At 66.4% G+C, this 22,830-nt stretch carries 23 protein-coding genes; 16 read left to right on the top strand and 7 right to left on the bottom strand.

Features of this window, described 5'->3' with window-relative positions:
- Positions 1-240: 240 nt before the first annotated feature.
- From CH306_RS24960 to CH306_RS24945, 4 genes are read left to right on the top strand one after another with little or no spacing between them, the layout of a single operon-like run.
- A complete protein-coding gene (locus CH306_RS24960) occupies positions 241-1,077 on the top strand; it encodes a biotin--[acetyl-CoA-carboxylase] ligase (RefSeq protein WP_045200001.1) in 837 nt (278 codons plus the stop codon).
- A 47-nt stretch (positions 1,078-1,124) separates the two neighbouring features.
- Positions 1,125-1,724 carry a PH domain-containing protein gene (locus CH306_RS24955; protein WP_256981248.1) on the top strand — a complete coding sequence of 200 codons (600 nt, stop codon included), beginning with the start codon at positions 1,125-1,127 and terminating at the stop codon, positions 1,722-1,724.
- Between the two features lie 39 nt (positions 1,725-1,763).
- The gene (locus tag CH306_RS24950) at positions 1,764-2,444 is read left to right on the top strand and encodes a response regulator transcription factor (protein WP_032398281.1); all 681 of its coding nucleotides are present in this window, start codon (positions 1,764-1,766) and stop codon (positions 2,442-2,444) included.
- A 6-nt stretch (positions 2,445-2,450) separates the two neighbouring features.
- Positions 2,451-3,770 (top strand): sensor histidine kinase, encoded by a 1,320-nt coding sequence (locus CH306_RS24945; protein WP_032397649.1) that lies wholly within the window; start codon positions 2,451-2,453, stop codon positions 3,768-3,770.
- 5 nt (positions 3,771-3,775) lie between these two features.
- On the opposite strand, the gene CH306_RS24940 is transcribed toward CH306_RS24945, so the two are convergent.
- A complete protein-coding gene (locus CH306_RS24940; protein WP_179272769.1) occupies positions 3,776-4,336 on the bottom strand; it encodes a GtrA family protein in 561 nt (186 codons plus the stop codon).
- A 198-nt stretch (positions 4,337-4,534) separates the two neighbouring features.
- Between CH306_RS24940 and CH306_RS24935 the strand changes: the two genes are divergently transcribed.
- From CH306_RS24935 to CH306_RS24925, 3 genes are read left to right on the top strand one after another with little or no spacing between them, the layout of a single operon-like run.
- Positions 4,535-5,737 (top strand): 5-(carboxyamino)imidazole ribonucleotide synthase, encoded by a 1,203-nt coding sequence (locus tag CH306_RS24935; protein ID WP_373453997.1) that lies wholly within the window; start codon positions 4,535-4,537, stop codon positions 5,735-5,737.
- The gene (gene purE, locus CH306_RS24930; protein WP_094632527.1) at positions 5,730-6,236 is read left to right on the top strand and encodes a 5-(carboxyamino)imidazole ribonucleotide mutase; all 507 of its coding nucleotides are present in this window, start codon (positions 5,730-5,732) and stop codon (positions 6,234-6,236) included. Before CH306_RS24935 ends, purE begins: the two co-directional genes overlap by 8 nt.
- Complete coding sequence (locus CH306_RS24925; RefSeq protein WP_373453995.1) at positions 6,233-6,622, top strand: hypothetical protein; 390 nt, start codon at positions 6,233-6,235, stop codon at positions 6,620-6,622. The genes purE and CH306_RS24925 overlap by 4 nt, the downstream gene beginning before the upstream one ends.
- Here the strand turns inward: CH306_RS24925 and CH306_RS24920 are convergent.
- The gene (locus CH306_RS24920; RefSeq protein WP_032397652.1) at positions 6,610-7,335 is read right to left on the bottom strand and encodes a TIGR03089 family protein; all 726 of its coding nucleotides are present in this window, start codon (positions 7,333-7,335) and stop codon (positions 6,610-6,612) included. The genes CH306_RS24925 and CH306_RS24920 overlap by 13 nt on opposite strands.
- Positions 7,336-7,394: 59 nt before the next feature.
- On the bottom strand, positions 7,395-8,819 hold the full coding sequence (locus tag CH306_RS24915; RefSeq protein WP_094648199.1) for an LCP family protein: 1,425 nt from the start codon (positions 8,817-8,819) through the stop codon (positions 7,395-7,397).
- A 442-nt stretch (positions 8,820-9,261) separates the two neighbouring features.
- On the opposite strand from CH306_RS24915, the gene rfbD reads away from it, so the two are divergent.
- The 3 genes from rfbD to CH306_RS24900 are packed head-to-tail and all read left to right on the top strand — an operon-like array spanning position 9,262 to position 12,146.
- Positions 9,262-10,116 carry a dTDP-4-dehydrorhamnose reductase gene (rfbD, locus tag CH306_RS24910; RefSeq protein WP_094648153.1) on the top strand — a complete coding sequence of 285 codons (855 nt, stop codon included), beginning with the start codon at positions 9,262-9,264 and terminating at the stop codon, positions 10,114-10,116.
- Positions 10,117-10,150: 34 nt separating this feature from the next.
- The gene (locus CH306_RS24905) at positions 10,151-11,062 is read left to right on the top strand and encodes a glycosyltransferase family 2 protein (protein WP_032397654.1); all 912 of its coding nucleotides are present in this window, start codon (positions 10,151-10,153) and stop codon (positions 11,060-11,062) included.
- Entirely contained in the window at positions 11,052-12,146 is a 1,095-nt protein-coding gene (locus CH306_RS24900; protein WP_032397655.1) for a sugar phosphate nucleotidyltransferase, read from the top strand. The genes CH306_RS24905 and CH306_RS24900 overlap by 11 nt, the downstream gene beginning before the upstream one ends.
- A gap of 13 nt (positions 12,147-12,159) precedes the next feature.
- Here CH306_RS24900 and CH306_RS24895 read toward each other — a convergent pair whose 3' ends face one another.
- The 3 genes from CH306_RS24895 to cofD form a co-directional block, all read right to left on the bottom strand.
- The gene (locus CH306_RS24895) at positions 12,160-12,621 is read right to left on the bottom strand and encodes an NUDIX hydrolase (RefSeq protein ID WP_082074002.1); all 462 of its coding nucleotides are present in this window, start codon (positions 12,619-12,621) and stop codon (positions 12,160-12,162) included.
- A gap of 108 nt (positions 12,622-12,729) precedes the next feature.
- Positions 12,730-14,100 (bottom strand): coenzyme F420-0:L-glutamate ligase, encoded by a 1,371-nt coding sequence (locus CH306_RS24890; protein WP_094648152.1) that lies wholly within the window; start codon positions 14,098-14,100, stop codon positions 12,730-12,732.
- Positions 14,097-15,071, bottom strand: a complete 975-nt coding sequence (gene cofD, locus CH306_RS24885; RefSeq protein WP_032397657.1) for a 2-phospho-L-lactate transferase — start codon at positions 15,069-15,071, stop codon at positions 14,097-14,099. Before cofD ends, CH306_RS24890 begins: the two co-directional genes overlap by 4 nt.
- Before the next feature lie 713 nt (positions 15,072-15,784).
- On the opposite strand from cofD, the gene CH306_RS24880 reads away from it, so the two are divergent.
- Positions 15,785-16,018: a WhiB family transcriptional regulator gene (locus tag CH306_RS24880; RefSeq protein ID WP_027496498.1), complete on the top strand. Its 234-nt coding sequence runs from the start codon at positions 15,785-15,787 to the stop codon at positions 16,016-16,018.
- A 30-nt stretch (positions 16,019-16,048) separates the two neighbouring features.
- On the opposite strand, the gene CH306_RS24875 is transcribed toward CH306_RS24880, so the two are convergent.
- Complete coding sequence (locus CH306_RS24875; protein ID WP_037189920.1) at positions 16,049-16,528, bottom strand: metallopeptidase family protein; 480 nt, start codon at positions 16,526-16,528, stop codon at positions 16,049-16,051.
- 72 nt (positions 16,529-16,600) lie between these two features.
- Between CH306_RS24875 and CH306_RS24870 the strand changes: the two genes are divergently transcribed.
- The 5 genes from CH306_RS24870 to CH306_RS24850 all read left to right on the top strand — a co-directional run bounded on the left by CH306_RS24870 (position 16,601) and on the right by CH306_RS24850 (position 22,701).
- Entirely contained in the window at positions 16,601-17,011 is a 411-nt protein-coding gene (locus CH306_RS24870; protein WP_176459173.1) for a DUF3499 domain-containing protein, read from the top strand.
- Between the two features lie 196 nt (positions 17,012-17,207).
- Positions 17,208-18,590: a phosphomannomutase/phosphoglucomutase gene (locus CH306_RS24865; RefSeq protein ID WP_094648198.1), complete on the top strand. Its 1,383-nt coding sequence runs from the start codon at positions 17,208-17,210 to the stop codon at positions 18,588-18,590.
- A gap of 71 nt (positions 18,591-18,661) precedes the next feature.
- Positions 18,662-19,804 (top strand): hypothetical protein, encoded by a 1,143-nt coding sequence (locus tag CH306_RS24860; RefSeq protein ID WP_032397659.1) that lies wholly within the window; start codon positions 18,662-18,664, stop codon positions 19,802-19,804.
- Positions 19,804-21,033, top strand: a complete 1,230-nt coding sequence (gene manA / locus CH306_RS24855) for a mannose-6-phosphate isomerase, class I (RefSeq protein ID WP_082322644.1) — start codon at positions 19,804-19,806, stop codon at positions 21,031-21,033. The genes CH306_RS24860 and manA overlap by 1 nt, the downstream gene beginning before the upstream one ends.
- 150 nt (positions 21,034-21,183) lie before the next feature.
- On the top strand, positions 21,184-22,701 hold the full coding sequence (locus tag CH306_RS24850) for an amino acid permease (protein WP_032398289.1): 1,518 nt from the start codon (positions 21,184-21,186) through the stop codon (positions 22,699-22,701).
- Positions 22,702-22,830: the final 129 nt, after the last annotated feature.

Here is a 22,830-nt window from a genome sequence, read left to right as displayed (position 1 = left end):
GTGGACCTTGTCCACCGCTGCCTCACCGGACGGAATCTCCGCAACCGCGAGACGTTTACGAAGATCGGCCAATTTACCCGCAGTGGTATGGATATCGGGGGCTTCGGCCGACCCGTGTGCAGTGGAATCCTGGACGCTGGTCATGGGGCACTACTTTAACTGCGAGTGTGATCTGCGCCCCGACCGAGGGTGGTTCGCGGCAGGCCCTGGGCCTGTCGCCGAGCCCATATGCTGGTGCGTATGTGGACAAACCTCGATCGCCCACCACTGGACGTTCGCGCGCTTCGCCGGGCACTGGTGGACGGCCCGCAGGCCTCCTGGTCTCGGGTGGACGTGGTAGCGGAAACCGGTTCGACCAACGCGGACCTGATCGCGGGCGCAGCGAATTACGCGGACCGGACGGCACTGATCGCCGAACATCAGGACAGCGGACGCGGCAGGCACGCGCGACCGTTCTCCGGGGTGCCCCGGTCGCAGATTCTGGTGTCGATGCTGCTGAAGTTCCCCGGAATCGATCCGGCCGTGCTCGGGTGGGTATCGCTCATGACCGGAATCGCACTGGTCGACGCGTTGCGCACCGTCGGTGAAGTCGATGCTCGACTGAAATGGCCCAACGACGTCCTCATCGGTGGCAAGAAGGTCTCGGGCATCCTGGCCGAGGTCGCCGCGCACGGGCCCTCGCCCACCGTCGTCATCGGGCTCGGAGTGAACGTGTCGATGACGAGCGACGAGCTGCCGGTGCCCACGGCGACGTCACTGGCGCTGGAAGGGGCTGCGGTTCTCGACCGCGACACGTTGGTTCGGGCGATCCTGCGGGGAATGGCCGCCGAGGTGGACTCGTGGCGGGACTCGAACTGGAACACCGACGCCCTCGTCCACCGGTACCGGGAGAGGTGCGGCACCATCGGGCAGCGTGTACGAGTCGATCTGCCCGGCGGCGACGAGAAGGTGGGAACGGCAATCGACGTCGACGAGCACGGCCGGATCGTGATCGAGGTCGAGCAGCAAGGGTCCGACGCGCCGTCGGTGCTGGCCGTGGCCGCCGGTGATGTCACTCATCTCCGACCCCTCTCGTGAGACCATATCGACTCGACGGAAGTCGAAGCGAGTAGTCAGGAGTGCACGTGGGTTACCCACAGGACGCGTTGGCCGACGAGGAAGAGCTCCTGCTTCATCATCACCCCCACTGGAAGATGCTCGTCCTGCCGTCGGTGACATTCGTTCTGGTCACCGGCCTGGCAGGGGTCGGTCTCGGAGTCGCGAGTGCGCGGCTCGAATCGACCGCCGCGAACGTCGCCATGATCGCCACCGCGGTGCTGTGGGCGGCGATCGTCGTGTGGCGGTGCCTGGTGCCGCTGATCAGCTGGAAGTGCACGCATTTCATCGTCACCGACCGGCGAGTGTTGATCAGACAGGGCGTGCTCACTCACTCCGGCATCGACATTCCGATGAGCCGAATCAGCAACGTGCAGTTTCGCCACGGACTCCTCGACCGGATGTTGCGAACCGGGACGCTCATCATCGCCTCGGCATCGGACGATCCGCTCGAATTCGACGACATTCCGCACGTACAACGCGTGCATTCCCTGCTCTACCAGCAGGTATTCGACTCGATGGAGTACCGCCGGGAATCCGTGCACGGCCTGCAGGGAGCGTTCGAGCCGATTCCCGAGGATTCGGCTGTCGAGTCCAAACCAGGTTGGCGAGCCGGGAAACGCAGGTAACACAGGCTGTTCTCACCTTCGAACCGTATGGTGACCGATGTGACCGACGTGCTGCTTGCCGAAGACGACGAAGCCATCGCTGCGCCCCTGTCCCGAGCTCTCGGACGCGAGGGCTACACGGTGACCGTCGAACAGACCGGCCCCGCAACCCTCCAGCGCGCGCTGGACGGAAAGTTCGACCTGTTGATACTCGACCTCGGCCTGCCGGGGATGGACGGCCTCGAAGTGTGTCGGCAGGTGCGTGCCAACCGATCCGAGGTCGCCGTACTCATGCTCACCGCGCGAACCGACGAGGTCGACTTCGTGGTCGGTCTCGACGCCGGGGCCGACGACTACGTCGGCAAGCCCTTCCGGCTCGCCGAGCTCATGGCCCGCGTACGTGCGTTGCTCCGCCGCCGTGGTGCCGGGGAGGATTCCCCGATCGAGGTCGGTGCCATTCGTCTCGAACCCGCTGCTCGACGCGTCCTGGTCAGCGGCACCGAGATATCTCTGGCCAACAAGGAGTACGAGCTGCTCAAGGTCTTGCTCGACCATGCGGGCCAAGTCGTCTCTCGTGAGGTGATCCTGCGTGAGGTCTGGGGCGACGCGGAGCTGCGCGGATCGAAGACCCTCGACATGCACATGTCCTGGCTGCGTCGCAAGATCGGCGACGAAGGACCCGTGGCCGAGCGTCGTATCGCGACGGTGCGCGGCGTCGGCTTCCGTATCAACAGCGACTAGCGGTCGATGCGGCGCCGGATTCTGGTCTCGATTCTCGCTGTCGTCGTCATGACGGCGTTGCTGCTCGGTCTGCCCCTGATGTACACCGCGTGGTTGTGGGTGGAGGATTTCACCCGCAACGACCTGCAGGCACGCCTGGATCGAATGGCGGCCGAGATCATTTCGCAGGAAGGGTCGGCGGGGCTGATCGAGGGCCAGCTCGATATCGGCTCGCTCCGGTTGGCGATCCCACAGGGTGGCCGGCTCGTGGTCATCTACCCGACCCCCGAGGATGCCGCATCGCGCGCGGACATCGGGCAGTCGTCCGTGCCTCGACCGCTCGTCGAATCGCTGTCGATGGGTACCTCGGGTTCGCTTCGCCTCGAAGTTCCGTCCGACGACATGCGTTCCCTTCAGCGCCAGGCGCTCGGAGCGGTGACTCTCGTCGTTCTCGCATCGGCGATGGCAGGCACCGTCGTGGCCGTAGCGACGGCCAAGCGGCTGGCCGACCCGTTGCAGGATGTGGCGCGGCGCGCCGCCCGCCTGGCCGAGGGCGACTTTCGGCCGGACCCACGACGGCACGGCATCGCAGAACTCGATCGGGTCTCGGAGGTTCTCGATTCGGCGACCGTCGAGATCGCCGGGCGGCTGCAACGTGAACACACGTTGGTCGCCGATGTCTCGCATCAGCTTCGCAGCCGTCTGACCGCCGTCCGTCTACGTCTGGACGAGATCTCCACGCACCCGGATCCGGCAGTGGTCGACGAGGCCAATGAGGCGATGGATCAGGTGGACCGACTGACCCTCGCCATCGACGAGCTCGTTCGATCCTCTCGAAGTGACGGCGCTGCCGACGCGCACGAGGTCTCGGTCGTCGAGGAACTGATCGGCACCGTCGTCGAGTGGCAGCGAAACTTCGAGGACGTGGGGCGGACCCTGGTGCTCAAGGGTGATGCGGACCTGAAGGCCTCGGTGACCGGCTCGCGGTTGCGCGAAGCGGTCTCGGTTCTGGTGGACAATTCTCTGGTGCACGGAGAAGGCGCGTGCACGGTGGCGGTTCGGGCCGTCTCGGCGGTCGAGAGCACCGAGGGACGCCGTGAACGACTGGTCTGTGTCGAGGTCTCGGACGAGGGACCGGGGGTGAGCAACGAACTCGCTCCGCACATCTTCGACCGTGGATTCTCGGGAGCCGGTTCCACCGGTGTCGGGCTCGCGCTGGCCCGGGCGCTGATCGAGGCGGACGGTGGCAGGCTGGAACTGCAGCGCCGCCGTCCGGCGCTCTTCTCGGTCTTCCTGCCTGCGTGGCGTGAACCGTCGGCTGCCGTGCCTCGGCGCGAGCCGCGCTGATCGTCTCAGGGAAGGTCGAGTGCGTCCGCGGCGTCGGTCGGGTCCTCGTTGCGTTCGGCGTCCACTTCCAAGATGGTGCGCGCGTTGTCCTCGGGGAAGGCGAAGCGGCGCAGTGCCCAGAACCGGAATGCCATCTGCAGCAGGTTGCCGATGATGTAGTTGAGGACGAAGTCGATGATGACCACCGTGGTCAGCGACTCACTGGTGTCGCGAATGTCGAAGACGTTGTTCGCGATCCACAGGGGACCGGCTGCGATGAGCACGCCGATGCCGCTGATCGCGAAGAAGAGCAGTGCCTCGTGGTGCCGCTCGCGTCCGCCGCGATGCTTGAATGCCCACTCGCGGTTGAGGAAGTAGCTGAGCAGGGTGGCGAGAACACCCGAGATGATCTTGGCGATCACCGGCTTCTGCTCGAGCACCGTCAGGCTCAGCGAGTAGAAGATGACGAGGTCGAACACCATCGTCGTGCCACCGACGATGGCGAACTTGATCAGCTCACTGTGCCGGATCGCGAGGTCCCGAATGGGCGTGGGTAAGCGTTGGAGCACGCTTGCGATCGTCGGCACAACGGTGAAGTCTACGAAACCCACCCCGGATTCGCCGAACCGAGGCTCCGATCATCAGGGTTTCCACAGGTCCTCGCCCAGCAAGTGGCCCGGCGGGCCGGACGCCGGTTCGGACCGAATGCGCGCGACATGACACCATGGTGAGCCGTGACAGGTACCGAACCGCGCCCCACCGCTGCGCGCCCGTCGTCGACCGGAATGCCCGTGGTGACGATGATCGGCGGCGGGCAACTCGCCCGAATGACTCACCAGTCCGCCATCGAACTCGGACAGACTCTTCGCGTCCTCGCCGCGGGTGCCGACGAGCCGGCAGCTCAGGTCAGCCCCGACGTCGTCTTCGGGCAGCACGACGACCTCGATGCGCTCCGCACGGCCGCGACCGGTTCCAACGCTCTCACCTTCGACCACGAGCAGGTGCCCACCGAGCACCTCGAGACTCTCGTGGCGGAAGGCGTCAACGTGCAACCGCCACCGAGTGCGTTGATCTTCGCCCAGGACAAACTTCGTATGCGCCGCAAGCTCGCCGAACTCGGCGCGCCCGGTCCCGCCTACGCCGAGGTCTCGTGGGCGCAGGACGCGATTGCGTTCGGAGACGAGCACGGGTGGCCGGTGGTGCTCAAGGCCGTTCGCGGCGGCTACGACGGGCGCGGCGTCTGGATGCCGACCGACGCCGAGGAAGCCGAGGCGATCGTCACGGCCCAACTCGACCTGGGTGTACCGCTCATGGTCGAGGAGAAGGTCGCCATGCGCCGCGAGCTGTCGGCGATGGTCGCGCGGTCGCCGTTCGGCCAGGGTGCCGCGTGGCCCGTCGTGCAGACCGTGCAACGCAACGGCCAGTGCGCCGTCGTGCTGGCACCTGCTCCCGACCTCGACGAGGACGTGGCCACGTTCGCAGGCAGGCTCGCGCTCGACATCGCCGGTGCGCTCGGCGTCGTCGGAGACCTCGCTGTCGAACTGTTCGAGACCACCTCGGGCAAGCTCCTGGTCAACGAACTCGCCATGCGCCCCCACAACTCCGGGCACTGGACCATGGACGGGTGTCGCACCTCGCAGTTCGAGCAGCACCTCCGCGCGGTACTCGACTACCCGCTCGGCGACACCGATCCACTCGCTCCGGTGACGGTGATGGCCAACATTCTGGGCGCGCCCGAGGCCCCCGAGATGACGATGGACGAGCGGCTGCATCACCTGTTCGCCCGCATGCCCGATGCGAAGGTGCACCTGTACGGCAAGGGCGAGCGCAAGGATCGCAAGATCGGCCACGTGAACATCCTGGGCGCGCAATCGGGTTCGCTCACCGACCCCGCCTACGTGGCCGCGGTGCGCGACCGAGCCGAACGCGCAGCGCACTGGATGTCGCACGCCGAATGGACCGACGGATGGGACCCGCACGATGACTGACAACACTCCTGCCGTAGGCCTGATCATGGGCAGCGATTCCGACTGGCCCACCATGGAAGCAGCAGCAGAAGCACTGGCGGAGTTCGGGATTCGCTTCGAGGTGGGCGTCGTGTCGGCGCACCGCACCCCGCAGCGCATGCTCGACTACGCGCGCGAGGCCGCAGGCCGCGGGATCCGGGTGATCATCGCCGGTGCCGGGGGAGCGGCCCACCTGCCCGGCATGGTCGCGTCGGCGACGCCGCTGCCGGTCATCGGCGTTCCGGTGCCCCTGAAGTACCTCGACGGTATGGACTCGCTGCTCTCGATCGTCCAGATGCCCGCCGGTGTTCCCGTGGCCACCGTCTCCATCGGTGGTGCACGCAACGCAGGGCTGCTCGCGGTCCGAATTCTCGGTGCATCCGATCCGGCTCTGCAAGAACGGATGGCTGCGTTCCAGGCCTCGCTCGAGGCCATGGTGCTGGAGAAGGACAAAGCGCTGCGCACCACTCTGCTCGGGTGAGCGCAGCCGTGTCACGCAGCGAGCAGATCGAGCGCGCAGGTCGCGGTAGCCGGCAGTCCATGCTCGTGACACGGCTGGCCTTGCTCTATGCCCGGCTCTGGCGCGGTACCGCGCGCTTCGACGACGAATTCTCCCTGTTCGTGTGCACCGGGCTGCGCGGCGGATTCGGCCGCGGCGGAACGACATTCGGCGGTGCCTATCTGACGAAGGGCAACACCGCCCGTCGGGTTCTGCGGCACGAGGCCGTACACGCAGACCAATGGGCGAACTTCGGGCTCACCTTCCCGTTCCGCTACCTCGCCGAGGAAGCGCGGCATCCGGGCCCGACGAACAAGTACGAGATCGAGGCCGGACTCGCCGACGGTGGCTACCGTCAGCCCGGCTGAGCAGCGGTGGCGGTGACCTTTTCGGTCTCGGCCCGCCGCTGGGACTTCGTCTCGTCCGGATTGGCCACCTGAACCAGTGACGCGCCGACGACGAGAACCGAGAGCAGACCGTCGATCAGCTCGTCGGCCGTGTTCCAGGACGCGCTGGAGGCGATCCGGTCCGAGGCCGTCCACGACCGTGCGTCGGCTCGCTCACGAGCGGCAGCGAGCACCTCGTCCACCGAACGCCCGTCCAGTGCCGCGCCTGCGCTCGCGGAACCCGCGACCCTGAACTGATCGCCGTGAACCCGCACCGACGTCGCGTAATCGGTCATGCCGATCGGCAGATCGGGAACCGCCTTGCCGAACGCGTCGAGCGAGAACGCCAACACCTCGTCCGCCTCGGGAGACTCGTCGAGCCGATCGCCCGACACCATCGCCACGTCCGCGGAGTCGTCGGCCCCGATGACCACCTCGCCGCCTGCCCACCAGACTCCCAGCAGCGCCGCAGCCGTCTGCCAGTGCGCGGGCAACAGCACACTCACCCTGCCACCCACCTCGAAGGCGAACTCGTCGCGCAGCAGGTTGGCGGTCTTGGCGGCCCAGTTCGCGAGGGTCACCGCCGACACCTCGACCCGCTCACCGGACGCATCGTCGTAGAACGTCACGCGCGGACCGGCCGGATCGGCGGCGAGAATCGGGTCGAGCAGGGTCTGAGTCAGATTCGAAGCCACCCCAGCACCCTAGATGACGCTCGACGCCACCGATTCACACGCTCGGCGAGCGGCACCGATCAGTTGACGCACATCGGACCGGTGGAACCGGCGTCGATCGGAGCCGCCGGTGCCTCGGGAACCGCCGTACCCGATTCGGGAGCAATGGTTTCCGCAGTCGCGGCCTGCCCCGAGCCCGGCCCCGCGTAGTCGTTCGCGAGAACCACGCGCACGGTGTCCGCAGGCAGCGAGTCGTCGGCGGTGATCTGCAGATCGCCCAGGGCAGCCGACACGGCACGCGCGGCATCGCTGTCCACATCGGCAGCCTGGATACGGCTCGCGGAAATCGACGTGCCCTCGTAGTTTCCGATGGTGCCGTCGACGTATCCCAGTGCAGTCAGCGAGCCGGCGACACCGTTGGCGAGTCCGTCGATCCCGCTGTCGTTCGCGACGTCGACCGTCACCGTCGACGGATCGACAACCGGTGCGTCCGATTCCTCGGCGTTAACCTCCGCCGAATTGTCGTCGCCGAGCAGTCCTTCGACGTACTTCTTCACCGCGGCCGGATCGACCTGCACGATCGATTCGCCATAGTCGGTCGACGCATTGATGTCGACTGCCGGGATCGTCTCGAACTTGACCTTGCCGCCTGCGAGATCCTGCAGGCGGGTGGCGAACTGCAGAATGTCCCAGTCGGAATCGAGCGTCACCGATCGCTGAACCGCGGTGCTGAGTTGGCCCAGTTTCGCGGGGTTGCTCAGTGTCTTGGCGCTGAGCACACTTCGCACCAGCGAGGCCATGAACACCTGCTGGCGCACGATGCGGTCCAGGTCTCCGCGGGGAAGATCGTGCCGCTGTCGGACGAAACTGAGAGCCTGCGAACCGGAAAGATTCTGCTCGCCCGCCGGGAAGTTCGCACCCGACAGTGGTTCCTGCACAGGGTTGTTCAGACACACCTCGACGCCGCCGACGGCATCTGTCAGCAGCACGAAGCCGAGCAGACCCACCTCGGCATAGTGATCGACGGTGATGCCGGTGAGGTTGGCGACGGAGTCGATGAGGGCCTCGCGCCCGGCCTCGGTGGCCTGTGATTCGGCATCGGCGTCGGTGACACCCTGCTCCACCAATTCGAGCCGCTTGTTCTCCTTCGTCGCGCCGTACGCAGCATTGATCTTCGACATCCCGATACCGGGAACCTCGACGTACGAGTCTCGCGGGATGGAGATCGCAGTGGCCGACGAACCGTCGTTCGGGACGCGGATCAGCACGATCGTGTCGGTGTTGGACGCCACCTCTTCGCCTGCGTTCAGAGACGCGAGTTCGGCGGGGGACAACGCGTTGCCGTGGGCGTCGGTACGACTGTCGGTGCCGACCATGAGAATGTCGACGGCACCGTCGGCGGCTCCGCCGAGACCGAGACCACCCGCGGTGGCGATGTTCGAGCGCAGGCTGTCGACACTGCGCCAAGCGAAACCGGTCACCAGCAGAACCAGGATCGAGAGCACCGCGACCGCGACGTGCGTCGCGGGCCAGCGGGTACCGCCGACGCGAGGCGACCTGCCGTCGGATTCGGGTTGCTCGACGCCACCGCGAGCGCTGCGTCGTTCCGGCCGGCGCGATCTGTCCGCACGTTCGCTGCGAGTTCTCCGTCTGCCTTCTCCGCGGAGTTCGTCGTCGCCGTATCGGTGAGCAGCGTCCCCGCGATCGGTGGGGCGGCCCGCGGTGCGCGCTCGGGGGCCGTCGGGTCGCCGGGGAGCGCTCCGCCTCGGCGGGGAAGTGCGCTCACCTCCGGGCGTGCCTGGATCTCGTGGCACCGTGACGACCCTCTCTCGTTTCCGGCCGGTCTGAGACACCCGCCTACTTCGTTGTTCCCCCCGCCGTTCGAAGGTTACTTGGCACCGGTCGCTGCCTCGCCGAAGCGAACGCGGCGTGCCACACTTGGCAACCGTGAATGCGATCGTGGTGACCGGTGCACACGGCCAGTTGGGCCGCCGAGTGATGTCTCTGGCCGCCGAACGAGGTGACGGTGTCGAGGTGTTCGGATATTCCTCCGCCGACCTGGACATCACCGACCCCGACGCCGTGGCTGCGGCGGTGACAGCGGGGGCAACGGTGATCAACTGTGCCGCGTACACCGCGGTCGATGCCGCCGAGACCGACGAGGCACGGGCATCGGCGGTCAACGCGGACGGCCCTCGAAATCTCGCGCGCGCCTGCGGGCGTGTCGGGGCTCGGTTGATCCACGTCTCCACCGATTATGTGTTCGACGGCACAGCAACAGAACCGTACGAGGTCGATGCGAAGACCGCACCGCAGTCGGCGTACGGACGCACCAAGCTCGCAGGCGAGCTCGCGGTGCACGAGGAACTGCCCGAGGCCGTGATCGTGCGGACCGCCTGGGTGTACGACAACACCGGCAAGAATTTCGTGACCACGATGCGTCGACTCGAAGGTGAGCGCGAGACGATCTCGGTGGTCGACGACCAGATCGGGTCGCCCACGTTCGCTCACGATCTGGCGTCGGGCCTGCTCGAGCTCGAAGCCGATCCTGCTGTGCGCGGTCGAACGCTGCACTACACCAATGCGGGGCAGGCCAGCTGGTTCGACCTCGCACGCGCGGTGTTCGCGGGCATCGGTGCCGATCCCGAGCGAGTGCAGCCGTGCTCGAGCGCCGAGTACGTCGTTCCGGCACCTCGGCCCGCGTACTCGGTGCTGTCACAGACTGCATGGGTCGATGCCGGTCTGACCCCGGCGCGGCCGTGGTCGGACGCGTTGGCGGCCGCCTTGACGCAGTCGACATGAGGGTCGGACGCGAGATCGGGCTAGTCTTGCCCGCGTGAGTTCCGAGCTGGCCGTGGTGACGGTGACCTATTCACCCGGCGAATACCTTGACCAGTTCCTGACGTCTCTGCGTGAGGCGACGACGCGTCCCCTTCGGGTGATCATGGCGGACAACGGCTCGGTCGACGGCACGCCCGAGGCAGCCGAGGCCGCGTTCGAGGAGGCGGAACTGCTGCGAACCGGAGCGAACATCGGTTACGGCGCAGCGGTCAACCGCGCGGTGGCCGAGATCGACCCCGACGTCGAGTTCGTCGTCGTGGCCAACCCCGACGTGCGGTGGCATCCCGGATCCCTCGACGGCCTGCTCGACGCTGCGGCGCGTTGGCCACGGGCGGGTGCCCTCGGACCGCTCATTCGTGAGCCCGACGGCTCGCGTTACCCGTCGGCACGGTCGGTGCCCGATCTCACGTCCGGTGCAGGCCATGCGGTGTTGGGCAAGCTGTGGCCGACGAACCCGTGGACTCGGCGGTATCGCCAGGAGAACGAGACGGTCAGCGAGCGGCCGGTGGGGTGGCTGTCGGGATCGTGCTTGTTGTTGCGGCGTTCGGCATTCGACTCGATCGGTGGATTCGACTCGCGCTACTTCATGTACATGGAGGACGTGGATCTCGGCGACCGGCTCGGAAGAGCGGGCTGGCACAACGTCTACGTTCCCGATGTCGAGGTGACCCACTCGAAAGGTCATGCGGCAGGACGGCATCCGGAAGTGATGTTGCCGGCACATCACACCAGCGCGTACCGCTTCCAGGCCGATCGGCACGACCGGACGTGGCAGGCTCCCTTACGATGGGCCCTGCGCGCAGGTCTCGGTCTTCGCTCGAAGATCGTTGTGGCCGGAGCGCTTCGGGCGCGGGCAGTTGACGGACGAGTATCGGACGAGAGAACAGAGGCTGGACATGTCGGATAGTTCCACATCGGGTGCCGCACGTACCGACGCAGTCATCTTGGTGGGCGGCAAGGGAACTCGGCTCCGGCCGCTGACGCTCTCGGCACCCAAGCCGATGCTCCCCACCGCTGGGTTGCCGTTCCTCACGCACCTGCTGGCGCGCATCAAGGCCGCAGGCATCGAGCACGTGGTTCTCGGTACATCGTTCAAAGCCGAAGTGTTCGAGCAGCATTTCGGGGACGGATCGTCGCTCGGCATCGAACTCGAGTACGTCTTCGAGACCGAGCCGATGGGCACCGGTGGAGGTATCAGGAACGTACTGCCACGTCTGCGCGCCGAGAACGTCATGGTCTTCAACGGCGACGTCCTGGGCGGCACCGATCTGACAGCGGTGCTCGATACGCACCGAACCACCGATGCGGACGTCACGTTGCATCTGGTTCGCGTCGGTGACCCGCGCGCATTCGGTTGCGTACCGACGGACGAATCAGGCCGGGTGACAGCGTTTCTCGAAAAGACTCAGGATCCGCCGACCGATCAGATCAACGCGGGCTGCTACGTCTTCAAGCGCGAGATCATCGAGTCCATTCCGTCCGATCGCCCGGTGTCGGTGGAGCGAGAGGTGTTCCCCGCCTTGCTGGCCGAGGACAAGAAGGTCTACGGGCACGTCGACAGTGCCTACTGGCGCGACATGGGAACACCGGAGGATTTCGTCAAGGGCTCGGCCGATCTGGTTCGCGGCATCGCGCCGTCGCCTGCACTGCATGGTGATCGCGGCGAATCACTGGTTCATCCGGGTGCAGGCGTGGCCCCGGGTGCCTTGCTGATCGGTGGAACCGTCGTCGGACGCGGTGCCGAGATCGGGGCGGGTGCCCGCCTCGACGGGGCCGTCGTGTTCGACGGTGCGATCGTCGAAGCAGGGGCCGTCGTCGAGAGATCCATCCTCGGCTTCGGGGCCCGTATCGGACCTCGCGCACTGGTGCGCGACGCGGTCATCGGAGACGGTGCCGACATCGGTGCTCGCTGCGAGTTGCTCCGTGGCGCGCGCGTGTGGCCCGGGGTCAAGTTGCCCGACGGTGGAGTCCGCTTCTCCACCGACGTCTGAGGCGTGCTCGCCGTCAGCGGCGGCGGGCAGCGAGTGCGACGAGGTGGTCGATCGTCTCTCGCTCGGCGTCGTCGGGCAATGCATCGACCGGCCACCAGCGCAGATCCGTCGATTCCTCGCTGCGGACCGCTCGCGCGCCGTCCGGGGCCCGGACCAGGAATCTGAGGTCGAGGTGCCGCGTCGGTGCGCCGAGCGAGCACGTGATCGGGTGGGTGTGCGCCGAGAGCAGTATCGGATCGATGGTCAGATCGGCGATCCCGGATTCCTCGGTGGCCTCCCGCAGCGCGGCGTCGACCACGGTCTCGTCGGTCGGTTCGCAGTGGCCACCGAGTTGAATCCACCGACCGACCTTCGGATGAAGCGTCAGCAGCACATGGGCTCCCGATGCGTCGAGCACCAACGAGGACGCGGTGAAGTGTCCGGCCCGGTTGGCGCGCAGGCAGGCGTCGGGATTGCTGTCGAGAAACGCCAGCATGGTGTGCCGTAGCGATTCGTCTCCCGAGTCGGAGGGCGCCCATCCGTGCAGGGCCGTGCCGACCGAGTTCCACAGGGTCGAACGACGCGGCGTCGCCGCCGACACGCTTCAGACCTCCAGCAGCGAGGAGCCGGGCACCACTGGCTCCCGCACGGTCAGCGGCTCGGCGGAGTGCCCGATCGCGATGGCCCCCATGGCTTTCCAATCCGCTCGCAGGCCGAGTTCGGCGCGCACGGTGTCGGCCGCGAAGATCGTCGAGCCGATCCAACAGCTGCCCAGGTCACGAACCGCGAGAGCGACGAGCAGACCCTGTACGGCCGCGCCGACGGCGACGGTGAACATCGTGTCCTCCGCCGCCCGTCGCCGCTCGTCGGGGTAGGAGTGTGCGCCGTCGGGCACACAGAACGGGATCACGATCTCCGGAGCGTCGAACAGAATGTCGCCGCGGCTCAGTCGTGCTGCTGTTCGCTCCTCGCTCAGGCCGTCTGCGGTCAGGTCGGCTCGCCATTGCTCTCGCATCGCCTCGAGCAGCCGGCGGCGCAGCGCGGGTGTCCTGACCCAGACGAAGCGGACCGGACGGGTGTGGTGCGGAGCAGGGGCGGTGAGGGCATCGGACACGGCAGCACGAACGGAGTCGGGATCGACGGGTTCGTCGGTGAACGAGCGCACCGACCGTCGGAGCAGGAGGGCTTCGCGTCGACCACGATCGAGTGCCTCGGCGGTGCCGAGCCAGAACAGATCGTCCTCACCACCGCGCAGGAGGGCTGCGGCAGTGGAACCGTCGTCGACCGGAGTCAGTCCGCGCACCACGGCGATCGGAACCCCACCCAGCTTGCCTTTCACCAGATCGCCTGCGGCAGCGAGTTCGTCGGCGATCGCGACCTCGGTGACGACGAGCTCGTTCCCTTGGCCGTCCTCGGCTCCGGCGTATGCATGTACGACGCCGAGGCCCGCCGCTCCGATGGCGGCGTCGGTCTGGCCGATCCGCCACGCCCGCCCCATGGTGTCGGTGACGACCACGGCGACCGTCACCCCCAGTAGCGACCCGAGGGCAGTGCGGAGTGCTGCGGCACTGGCGTCGGGGTTCTCGGGCAGCAGCGCCAGTTCGCCGCCGTCGACGTTGGAGCCGTCGATTCCCGACGCGGCCTGCACGATGCCGAGTCGATTCTCGGTGATGAGGGTGCGGCCTTTGCGGGCGACGATGCGTACGGCTTCCTGTTCCACCAGGACTCTGCGGGCGGCATCTCGCTCGTCTGCATCGCGAGGTGCCTGTACGAGACGGCCCTCGACCTTGGAGAGAATCTTGCTGGTGACGATGAGGATGTCGCCGTCACGCAACCACGGCGCACGGTCCGCGACGGTCGCAGCGAGATCGTCGCCCGGCCGGAACTCGGGGAGCCCGGTCACCGGAAAAATTTCGATGGCCCCGCCGGGCGCGTGATCACTCGGTGCGGTGTGTGTGGTGTGGGAGTCGGTCACAGGTCGAGTCCGGCTGCGCGCAGTGCAGTGCGTGCCATCACCGCAGTGGTCTCGGGGTCGGTCATCAGCAACGGAACCGACTGCACGTCCACTCCGTCGACGACCGCCGTATCGGTGGTGTGCACCAGCCATGCGTCGAGAATGCCGGTACCGCTCCGGCTTCCGTAATGACGGCCCACCGCCTGCGCCGTGGTCTCGACTCCGATGACGGACAGGCACTCGTCGGCCATGCCGCGCAACGGCTTACCGTCGACGACGGGGGACAGGCCGACGACTTTGGCATCCGTCGTGCGAAGCGCACCGCGGATACCCGGCACTGCGAGGATCGCACCGACACTGACCACCGGGTTGGACGGCGCGAGGACGACGGCATCGGCCTCGGTGATCGCCTCGACGACTCCCGGTGCCGGAGTTGCCTGTTCGGCTCCGATGTTGGCGAAGCTGTGGGTCGGGATCTGTGCGCGATACCGAACCCACCACTCCTGGAAGTGAATTGCGCGCTGCTGCTCGCCGCTCGGGTCGTCGGGATCGGTGACGACGACATGGGTCTCGGAGCGATCGTCGGTGACGGGCAGCAGCCGGACTCCCGGTTGCCAACGGTTGCACAGAGCTTCGGTGACGGCGGACAGCGGAAAGCCGGTGCGCAACATACGACTGCGGATCAGGTGCGTGGCGATGTCGCGGTCGCCGAGTCCGAACCAGTCGGGATCGGCACCGTAGGCTGCCAACTCGTCCCGAGCGTTCCAGGTCTCCGCGATCCGACCCCAGCCTCGATCGGTGTCGATTCCGCCGCCGAGGGTGTACATGCAGGTGTCGAGATCCGGGCAGATGCGCAGTCCGTGCATCCACACGTCGTCGCCGACGTTGACCACGGCGGTGATCTCGTGCTCGGGCTCGTCGCCGAACAACGTTTTCAGGCCCTGCAGAAACCGAGCGCCACCGACACCGCCGACCAGAACAGTAACTTTCACAACACGCGAGCCTAATGGGGTTGCGCTGGCACGGGGTGAGCGCCCACCCCGTGCCGCAACGTCCGTGTGGACGGTTTGCGCGTGCCAGAACCGATGCGACACGCACGGGACGGGCTTCGATTCGGGGAGAGCGCCGATTTCGGGCATGTGATGGTATTGGATTTGCTCGATCGGCTTGACCGCGACACACCTGGACGTGTCTAATCACAGGTATGTCATTCAGTGTTCGCAGCACGAGTTCGATTGCGGCGAACCTGGTTTCGAACACTCGTTCCCTTCCTGTTCGTCCCTGACTGGACGTCGAGTAGAGGTCGAGAGTCGGATCCGGCACGTTGGACCAGCTCGATCGAATGACCGCGCGGGGCAAGGTATTCGAGAACACGAGGACCGAAAGTATCTGCGCTACCACAGGTGAGGAGGCGGAAGCGATGTATGACCAGCACGTGACACGTGATCAGCGGGGCGGACCCACTGCACATCTCAGCGCTGTCGACGACGCGCCGCAAACCGAGTCCGGCATCGGCGCAGATTCCAGCGTCTCGATCGATGCGGGTTCTGCGTACGTCGTCCCGACGGACGAGACCGACGAAGTCGACGTCATCGACGCCGACGCTGAACTCGATTCGGATTCCGACGTCGACTCGATGCCGTTCGTCGCCGAGTCGGTTCCACCGGCCAAGCCGTTCCTCAGTCTCGTCGCGGGTTTCGACGAGATGTTCGAGGAAATCGAGGACCAGTGGCAGGAACGCGCCCTGTGTGCGCAGACCGACCCCGAGGCCTTCTTCCCGGAGAAGGGCGGATCCACCCGCGAGGCGAAGCGCATCTGCCTCGGCTGCGAGGTCAAGGACGAGTGCCTCGAATACGCGCTCGCCAACGACGAGCGATTCGGCATCTGGGGCGGGCTGTCCGAGCGGGAGCGTCGCAGGCTCAAGCGCGGAATCGGCTGAGCAGTTCGGGTCGGTCTCCCGACGGGTCGATCACTCCCCGGCTGGGTCGACCTCGTCCGGGTCGATGCCGAGATACGTGGCCACCTGCTCGACCAGAACCTCGAACAACAGATCCTCCAAATCCTCCGGATGCTTGGCGCGTCGTTCCAACGGCCGCCGAAACAGCACCACTCTGGCGCGTGTCGTCTCCCCGCGCTTGTCGATCCCGGCGGGTACCAGGCGTGAGAGCGGTACCGGACCCTCCGCCACCACCTCGGGTGGCCACGTCACCGATTCCGGATCCAACGCCCTGATCTTGGGTACCTCGTCCACGGCGATGTCGAGCTTCGAGAGCTTCTCGTGCCACCGATGATCGATCCGCGCGAACGCCTCGAGCACCAGCCGGTCGAACTTCTCCGCCCGTGAGCGCCGCGCCGGGATGTCCTCGGGCAGAACCGGTCCGCGGACGCCGCGTCCGTGTCGGGCCACGGACCGAGAAGTGATCCGGCGCGCGGATGAGAAACGAGGCATACGGGGAGGTTATCGCGCTCGTCCGGTGTGTCGGTCGTTCGGTCGGTTGCACCCACCGGATACTCTGCACTCGTGAGATCACTGCGTGGCTGCTGCAGGCCTGGTTGCAACCGTTCTGCCGTTGCGACGCTCACATACGTCTACTCCGATTCCACCGCGGTCGTCGGACCGCTGGCCACAGTCGACGAACCGCATTCCTGGGATCTGTGCGAGGTGCACGCGTCGACCACCACCGCTCCCAAGGGCTGGGAACTGGTGCGCTACGAAGGCGGCTACTCGACGTCGAGCCCCGACGAGGACGATCTGACGGCCCTCGCCGAAGCCGTACGCGAAGCGGGTCGCGGCGATCGCGTCCGATCCGAGGATCGCGAGAGCTCCGATCGCTCGATCTCCCGGCCGTCCGAGACCGAACGCCGATCCGCTCCGGCCGTCCGAACGGGCAGGCGCGGCCACCTCCGAGTTCTTCCCGACCCCACGTCCTGAGCCGCCCGAGGACACCGAGTGTGGCGTCCGTCGGTCCGACTGGCCGGTCCGTCTGCCGTCTGGCAAGGTTCGGGGAGCAGGACAGAAACGGACCGCAAGGTTCAGCCGATACTTGGTGTGGATCGCACCGCTACCGACGCTCGATTTCCGACGCCGATGTGCGGCGTCGTCGACAACGATCACCAGGAGAATCTTCGTGGCCCGAACCGCAGAATCCGTGAACGCCGTCATCAAGGCCTACGACGTCCGAGGCGTCGTGGGTGAGCAGATCGACGAGGCGTTCGTGCGCGACGTCGGTGCGTCGTTCGCTCGATTGGTTCGTGACGAGGCGGGGGCCGCGCGTTCGGTGGTCATCGGGCACGACATGCGTGATTCGTCGCCCGCACTCTCTCGTGCGTTCGCCGACGGCGTCACCGCTCAGGGGCTCGACGTCGTGCACATCGGCCTGGCGTCGACCGATCAGCTCTACTTTGCCTCGGGCCTGCTCGAATGCCCGGGAGCGATGTTCACCGCCAGCCACAACCCGGCGAAGTACAACGGGATCAAGCTCTGCCGCGCCGGTGCGAAGCCCGTGGGCCAGGACACCGGTCTGGCCACGGTGAAGGCCGAATTGGTGGACGGGGTACCGGAGTTCGACGGCCCCGCCGGGACCGTGACGTCTCGTGACGTGCTGACCGAGTACGCGCAGTTCCTGCGCGAACTGGTCGATCTGTCGGGGATTCGCGCCATGAAGATCGCGGTGGATGCAGGCAACGGCATGGGCGGGCACACCGTGCCCGCCGTGTTCGCGCCGCTGCCGGTGACGATCGAACCGTTGTTCTTCGAACTCGACGGCAGCTTTCCCAATCATGAGGCCAATCCACTCGACCCGGCGAACCTGGTGGACCTGCAGCGATTCGTCGTCGAGACCGGCTCCGAGATCGGCCTTGCCTTCGACGGCGACGCCGATCGGTGCTTCGTCGTCGACGAGAAGGGCGACCCGGTGTCACCGTCGGCGGTGACCTGCCTGGTGGCCGAGCGCGAGCTGGCCAAGGAGCCGGGCGCGGTCGTCATCCACAATCTGATCACCTCCCGTGCGGTACCTGAGCTGGTCGAGAAGCTCGGTGGCACGCCGGTCCGCACCCGCGTCGGCCACTCTTTCATCAAGCAGCAGATGGCCGACACCGGAGCCGTTTTCGGTGGCGAGCACTCGGCGCACTACTACTTCCGTGATTTCTGGGGAGCGGACTCGGGCATGCTCGCTGCGCTGCACGTTCTCGCGGCTTTCGGTGCACAGGATCGCCCCTTGTCGGAGATGATGTCCACCTACGAGACCTACAGCGCGTCGGGAGAGATCAACTCGACGGTCGGTGACGCAGCCGAACGGACCGAGGCCGTGCTCGCGGCGTTCGCCGATCGGACCGCCGGAATCGACCGCCTCGACGGCGTGACGGTCGAGTTGGCCGACGGCGGCTGGTTCAACCTGCGGGCATCCAACACCGAACCCCTGCTTCGACTCAATGTGGAAGCGCGGACCCGCGAAGAAGTCGACGCACTTTCGACGGAGATCTTGAGCATCGTTCGCGCCGGACTGGAATAGTGGTTACCGAGGGCCCGTGAGTGGGTATGCAGACGTTTCGAGCGGGTGAGGTAAGGGGAGGTGTCGCAGCCATGACGGCAGTGTCGTCTCTGGTCGATCTCGACGATTCGGATGCTCTCATCGCAGCCGATCGCGAGGGCTCCTTGCGCAGCGCAGCGCTGGCGGGCGCTCAGGTTCGTGCCGTCGCGACCGCGGTCGACGAGTCGGTCCTCGCCCGGCTGGCCGATCTGCGTCCCCGGAGCGTGGTGATCGTGACCGGCGACGGGCGGAGCAGTCGGGCAGCGTCACTGCTGGTCGCTGCGCTCGGTGACCGCCTCGGCGTCCCCCTCGTGCGAAGCACCGGTACCCCGCCGTGGATCGGCCCACTCGACGTGGTGGTGGTGGCAGGCGACGACGCAGGGGATCCGCGGCTGGCAGAGTCGGTCGACGCGGCATCCCGGCGTGGCGCAGAGGTCGTGGTGGTTGCCCCCGAGGAGGGGCCGCTGCGTGCCGTCCGGGGAGCCAGGGTCATGTGGTTGCCGCCGCGAATCGCGGTTCGTGACCACAACGCACTGATGCGTTACCTCGCGGCGTTCGTCGCGGTACTCGGTGCGGTTGCCGGCGGATCGTGGAAGACGTTGCTGCCCAATTTGTCTCGTCTTGCTGACCTGCTCGACGCGGAGGCGGTGAGGAACAGCCCGTCCAACGAGATGTTCCACAATCCGGCCAAGGCCCTCGCCAGTGGGTTGAACGGTCGACGCGTCGTGCTGACCGGGGGCAGTCCTGCCGCGGTCGAGGTCGCTCGGCACGGCAGCGAGGTGCTGCTGCGCGTGGCGGGTGTCGTCGTCGGTGCGGGGGAATTGGGTGACGTCATTGCCGCATCCATTCGGGCGTCCGTCGTCGAATCATCCGGCACATCACAGACATTCGACTCGTTCTTTCACGACGAGCAGCTCGACGGACCACCGCCTGCGCTGCCGATGCGCGTCGTCGTGGTGGCCTCGGACGTCGATCGTGCGATGACCGAACGACGAATCGCAGGTGTACCGGAGTCGGAAATGTTACTCGCCGATTCCAGCGAGGCGCTGTTCGGTGGCGAGCACGCACGTTCCGAATTCGACGGCCCCCCACCGGTGCGGGATCCGGATAGACTCTCGGTGCTCGACACGATGTCCGTGTTGGCCACGCGGTTGGACACCACTGCCGCGTATCTGCTGTTGATGGGCGGTAGCTAGTGCAGCTCTTGCGAGGCGCGGTTCGGTCCTACGCATGGGGTTCGCGAACCGCTCTGGCTCGAATTCAGGGACGCCCGGTGCCGTCCGATCATCCCGAGGCAGAAATCTGGCTCGGCGCTCATCCGGCCGACTCCGCGCATGTGGTGCACGAGGGCGGCAGCACCCCGCTGCTCACGCTGATCGACGACGATCCGGGTACTCATCTCGGTGGCTCCGCGCAGCAGTACGAGTCACGCCTGCCGTACCTGCTGAAACTGCTTGCCGCGGAAGAGCCCTTGTCTCTGCAGGCGCATCCCAGCAGTGCTCAGGCACGTGAAGGCTTTGCACGCGAGAACGCCGCGGGTGTCCCGATCGACTCTCCGGTACGCAACTACCGGGATCCGAACCACAAGCCCGAACTGATCGTCGCGCTCACGGAATTCGAGGCGTTGGCAGGCTTCCGGCGTCCGACCGAGACCGTCGAACTGCTCGACGCGTTGGCCGTCCCCGCCCTGAGCGGGTATCGAACTCTGCTGGCCGCCCAGCCCGATGCCTCGGGGCTGCGCACCGTGTTCACCTCGTGGATCACGCTGCCCGGGCAGGCACTCGACGACATGTTGCCTGCCGTCGCCCAAGGATGCATCGACTATCTCTCCGGTCCCGCACGCACGGACGGTGGACGATTCGCCGCCGAGGCCAGAACTCTGCTCGAGCTCGGGGAGTCGTATCCCGGTGACGCCGGAGTGCTCGCGGCGCTGCTGCTCAATCGGGTGAACCTGACTCCCGGCCAGGGTCTGTACCTCGACGCCGGAAATCTGCACGCGTACCTGCGCGGCACCGGGGTCGAGATCATGGCGAACTCCGACAACGTGCTCCGCGGCGGACTGACCCCCAAACACGTCGACGTCCCGGAACTGTTGCGGGTGCTCGATTTCGAGCCTGCCGACATCTCGCCCATCACTCCGGGTGTCGACGATCGACCGACCTATCTGTATCCGACGCCTGCACCGGAATTCGCGCTGAGTCGGACTGCGGTTGCGGCGGGGGAGACGGTCGCCGTTCCCGGCTCCGGCCCGAGAATTCTGTTGTGCACGAGTGGCACCGTCGTCGCCGCTACCGCAGACCGACAGTTCGAGCTGACCGTGCCCCAGGGCAGCTCGGCATGGATACCCGCTGCAGACGAATCCGTCACCGTGACCGCCGATTCGGGCGAGGCCGAGGTGTTCGTGGCCTCCGTTGGCCGCCTGTAGATCGCGCGTTCACGGAGCGTCTGCCGATTCGAACCGTGAGATCGGTCCGATGGCGTGCCCGTAGGCAATAGTCTGATGCCACAGTGAATCGTAGTGACGGATGAGTTCGGTGATCCGTCGGTAGATGTGAAGTGGCGATACGGAGACCCGATGACCAGAGCAGACCGGCCCGCGAAGACCCCACGTACGACGGGTTGGTTCCGGACCAAATCGATCGAGCAGTCGATCGAGGACACCGACGAGCCGGACACGAAACTTCGGAAAGAACTCGGATCCTGGGATCTGACCGTGTTCGGCGTCGCCGTCGCCGTCGGTGCCGGCATCTTCACCCTGACCGCGCGGACCGCAGGAAACGTTGCGGGACCGGCTGTGTCGTTGGCCTTCGTGCTCGCGGCGATCGCCTGTGGCCTCGCGGCGCTGTGCTACGCGGAGTTCGCGTCGACGGTGCCCGTGGCGGGAAGTGCGTACACGTTCTCGTACGCGGCGTTCGGCGAGTTCATCGCATGGATCATCGGATGGGATCTGATCCTCGAGTTCGGCCTCGCAGCCGCCGTGGTGGCGAAGGCATGGTCGCTCTATCTGGGCGATCTGCTCGGTACGTCCGCTCCGGTGCTCGAGATCGGTTCTCTGAATTTCGACTGGGGCGCACTGCTGATCGTGGTGGTCCTGACGGTGCTGATCGCGTCGGGTACCAAGTTGTCCTCACGGGTGTCGCTGGTGATCACCGCGGTGAAGGTCATCGTCGTTCTCTTCGTCGTGGTCGTCGGCGCGTTCTACATCAAGGTCGCCAACTACGATCCCTACATTCCGCCGTCGGAGCCTGCGTCGACCGGTGAGGGGCTGCACCAGTCGCTGTTCTCGTTCGTCACCGGTGCCGGCGGCAGCACCTTCGGTTGGTACGGACTGTTGGCTGCGGCGTCACTGGTGTTCTTCGCGTTCATCGGTTTCGACGTGGTCGCCACGACCGCGGAGGAGACCAGGGAACCCCAGAAGGCACTGCCGCGCGGGATTCTCGGATCGCTCGCGATCGTGACCGTGCTCTACGTGGCCGTCACGTTGGTGCTGACCGGAATGGTCAAGTACACCGATCTGGCCGGCGACAGCTCCACGCTGGCGACGGCGTTCGAGCTGAACGGGTTGACCTGGGCCAAGAACATCATCTCGTTCGGTGCCCTCGCCGGTCTGACGACCGTGGTGATGGTGTTGATGTTGGGGCAGACCCGAGTGCTCTTCGCGATGTCGCGCGACGGACTGGTGCCGCGGGGACTGGCACACACCGGAAGCAAGGGCACGCCGGTTCGGACGACGATTCTGGTGGGTGTCATCGTCGGTCTCCTCGCTGCCTTCGTTCCGCTGGGAACGCTGGAGGAGATGGTGAACATCGGCACGCTGTTCGCGTTCGTGCTGGTGTCCGCGGGTGTGCTGGTTCTGCGCCGGACTCGACCCGACCTCGAGCGTGGCTTCCGGGTGCCGTGGGTTCCCTTGGTGCCGATTCTCGCCGTCCTGGCCTGCTTGTGGCTGATGCTCAACCTGTCGGTGGAGACGTGGTTGCGGTTCCTGGTCTGGATGGCCGCAGGCGTCGTGATCTACGTCCTGTACGGCAGGCGTCACTCGGTGATGGGGCTGCGAGAAGCAGGCAAGTCCAGGACCGAGAAGCCCGAGCGCTGACCCGTGCAGTGACAGCGCTGGGCGTTCATGACCGCTGACCAGCGATTGTGCGGCGAATTTAGATAGCGTCACATCAGACCGCGGGAATGTTATACCCTCGAAAACAGACTTGGAGGACTCAAAAAGTTC

The sequence above is a fragment of the Rhodococcus sp. 15-725-2-2b genome (assembly GCF_002259075.1).
In the GTDB taxonomy this organism is placed as follows: Bacteria; Actinomycetota; Actinomycetes; order Mycobacteriales; family Mycobacteriaceae; genus Rhodococcoides.
This window is presented reverse-complemented; position numbering and strand designations above follow the sequence as displayed.

Bases quoted from the DNA above. Each gene is read 5' to 3' on its own strand.
- purE (WP_094632527.1), top strand. From the start codon at position 5,730: ATGACTGACAACACTCCTGCCGTAGGCCTGATCATGGGCAGCGATTCC.
- CH306_RS24935 (WP_373453997.1), top strand. From the start codon at position 4,535: ATGCCCGTGGTGACGATGATCGGCGGCGGGCAACTCGCCCGAATGACT.
- CH306_RS24880 (WP_027496498.1), top strand. From the start codon at position 15,785: ATGTTCGAGGAAATCGAGGACCAGTGGCAGGAACGCGCCCTGTGTGCG.
- CH306_RS24860 (WP_032397659.1), top strand. From the start codon at position 18,662: ATGACGGCAGTGTCGTCTCTGGTCGATCTCGACGATTCGGATGCTCTC.
- CH306_RS24900 (WP_032397655.1), top strand. From the start codon at position 11,052: ATGTCGGATAGTTCCACATCGGGTGCCGCACGTACCGACGCAGTCATC.
- CH306_RS24850 (WP_032398289.1), top strand. From the start codon at position 21,184: ATGACCAGAGCAGACCGGCCCGCGAAGACCCCACGTACGACGGGTTGG.
- CH306_RS24945 (WP_032397649.1), top strand. From the start codon at position 2,451: ATGCGGCGCCGGATTCTGGTCTCGATTCTCGCTGTCGTCGTCATGACG.
- CH306_RS24875 (WP_037189920.1), bottom strand. From the start codon at position 16,528: ATGCCTCGTTTCTCATCCGCGCGCCGGATCACTTCTCGGTCCGTGGCC.
- CH306_RS24960 (WP_045200001.1), top strand. From the start codon at position 241: ATGTGGACAAACCTCGATCGCCCACCACTGGACGTTCGCGCGCTTCGC.
- CH306_RS24895 (WP_082074002.1), bottom strand. From the start codon at position 12,621: ATGCTGGCGTTTCTCGACAGCAATCCCGACGCCTGCCTGCGCGCCAAC.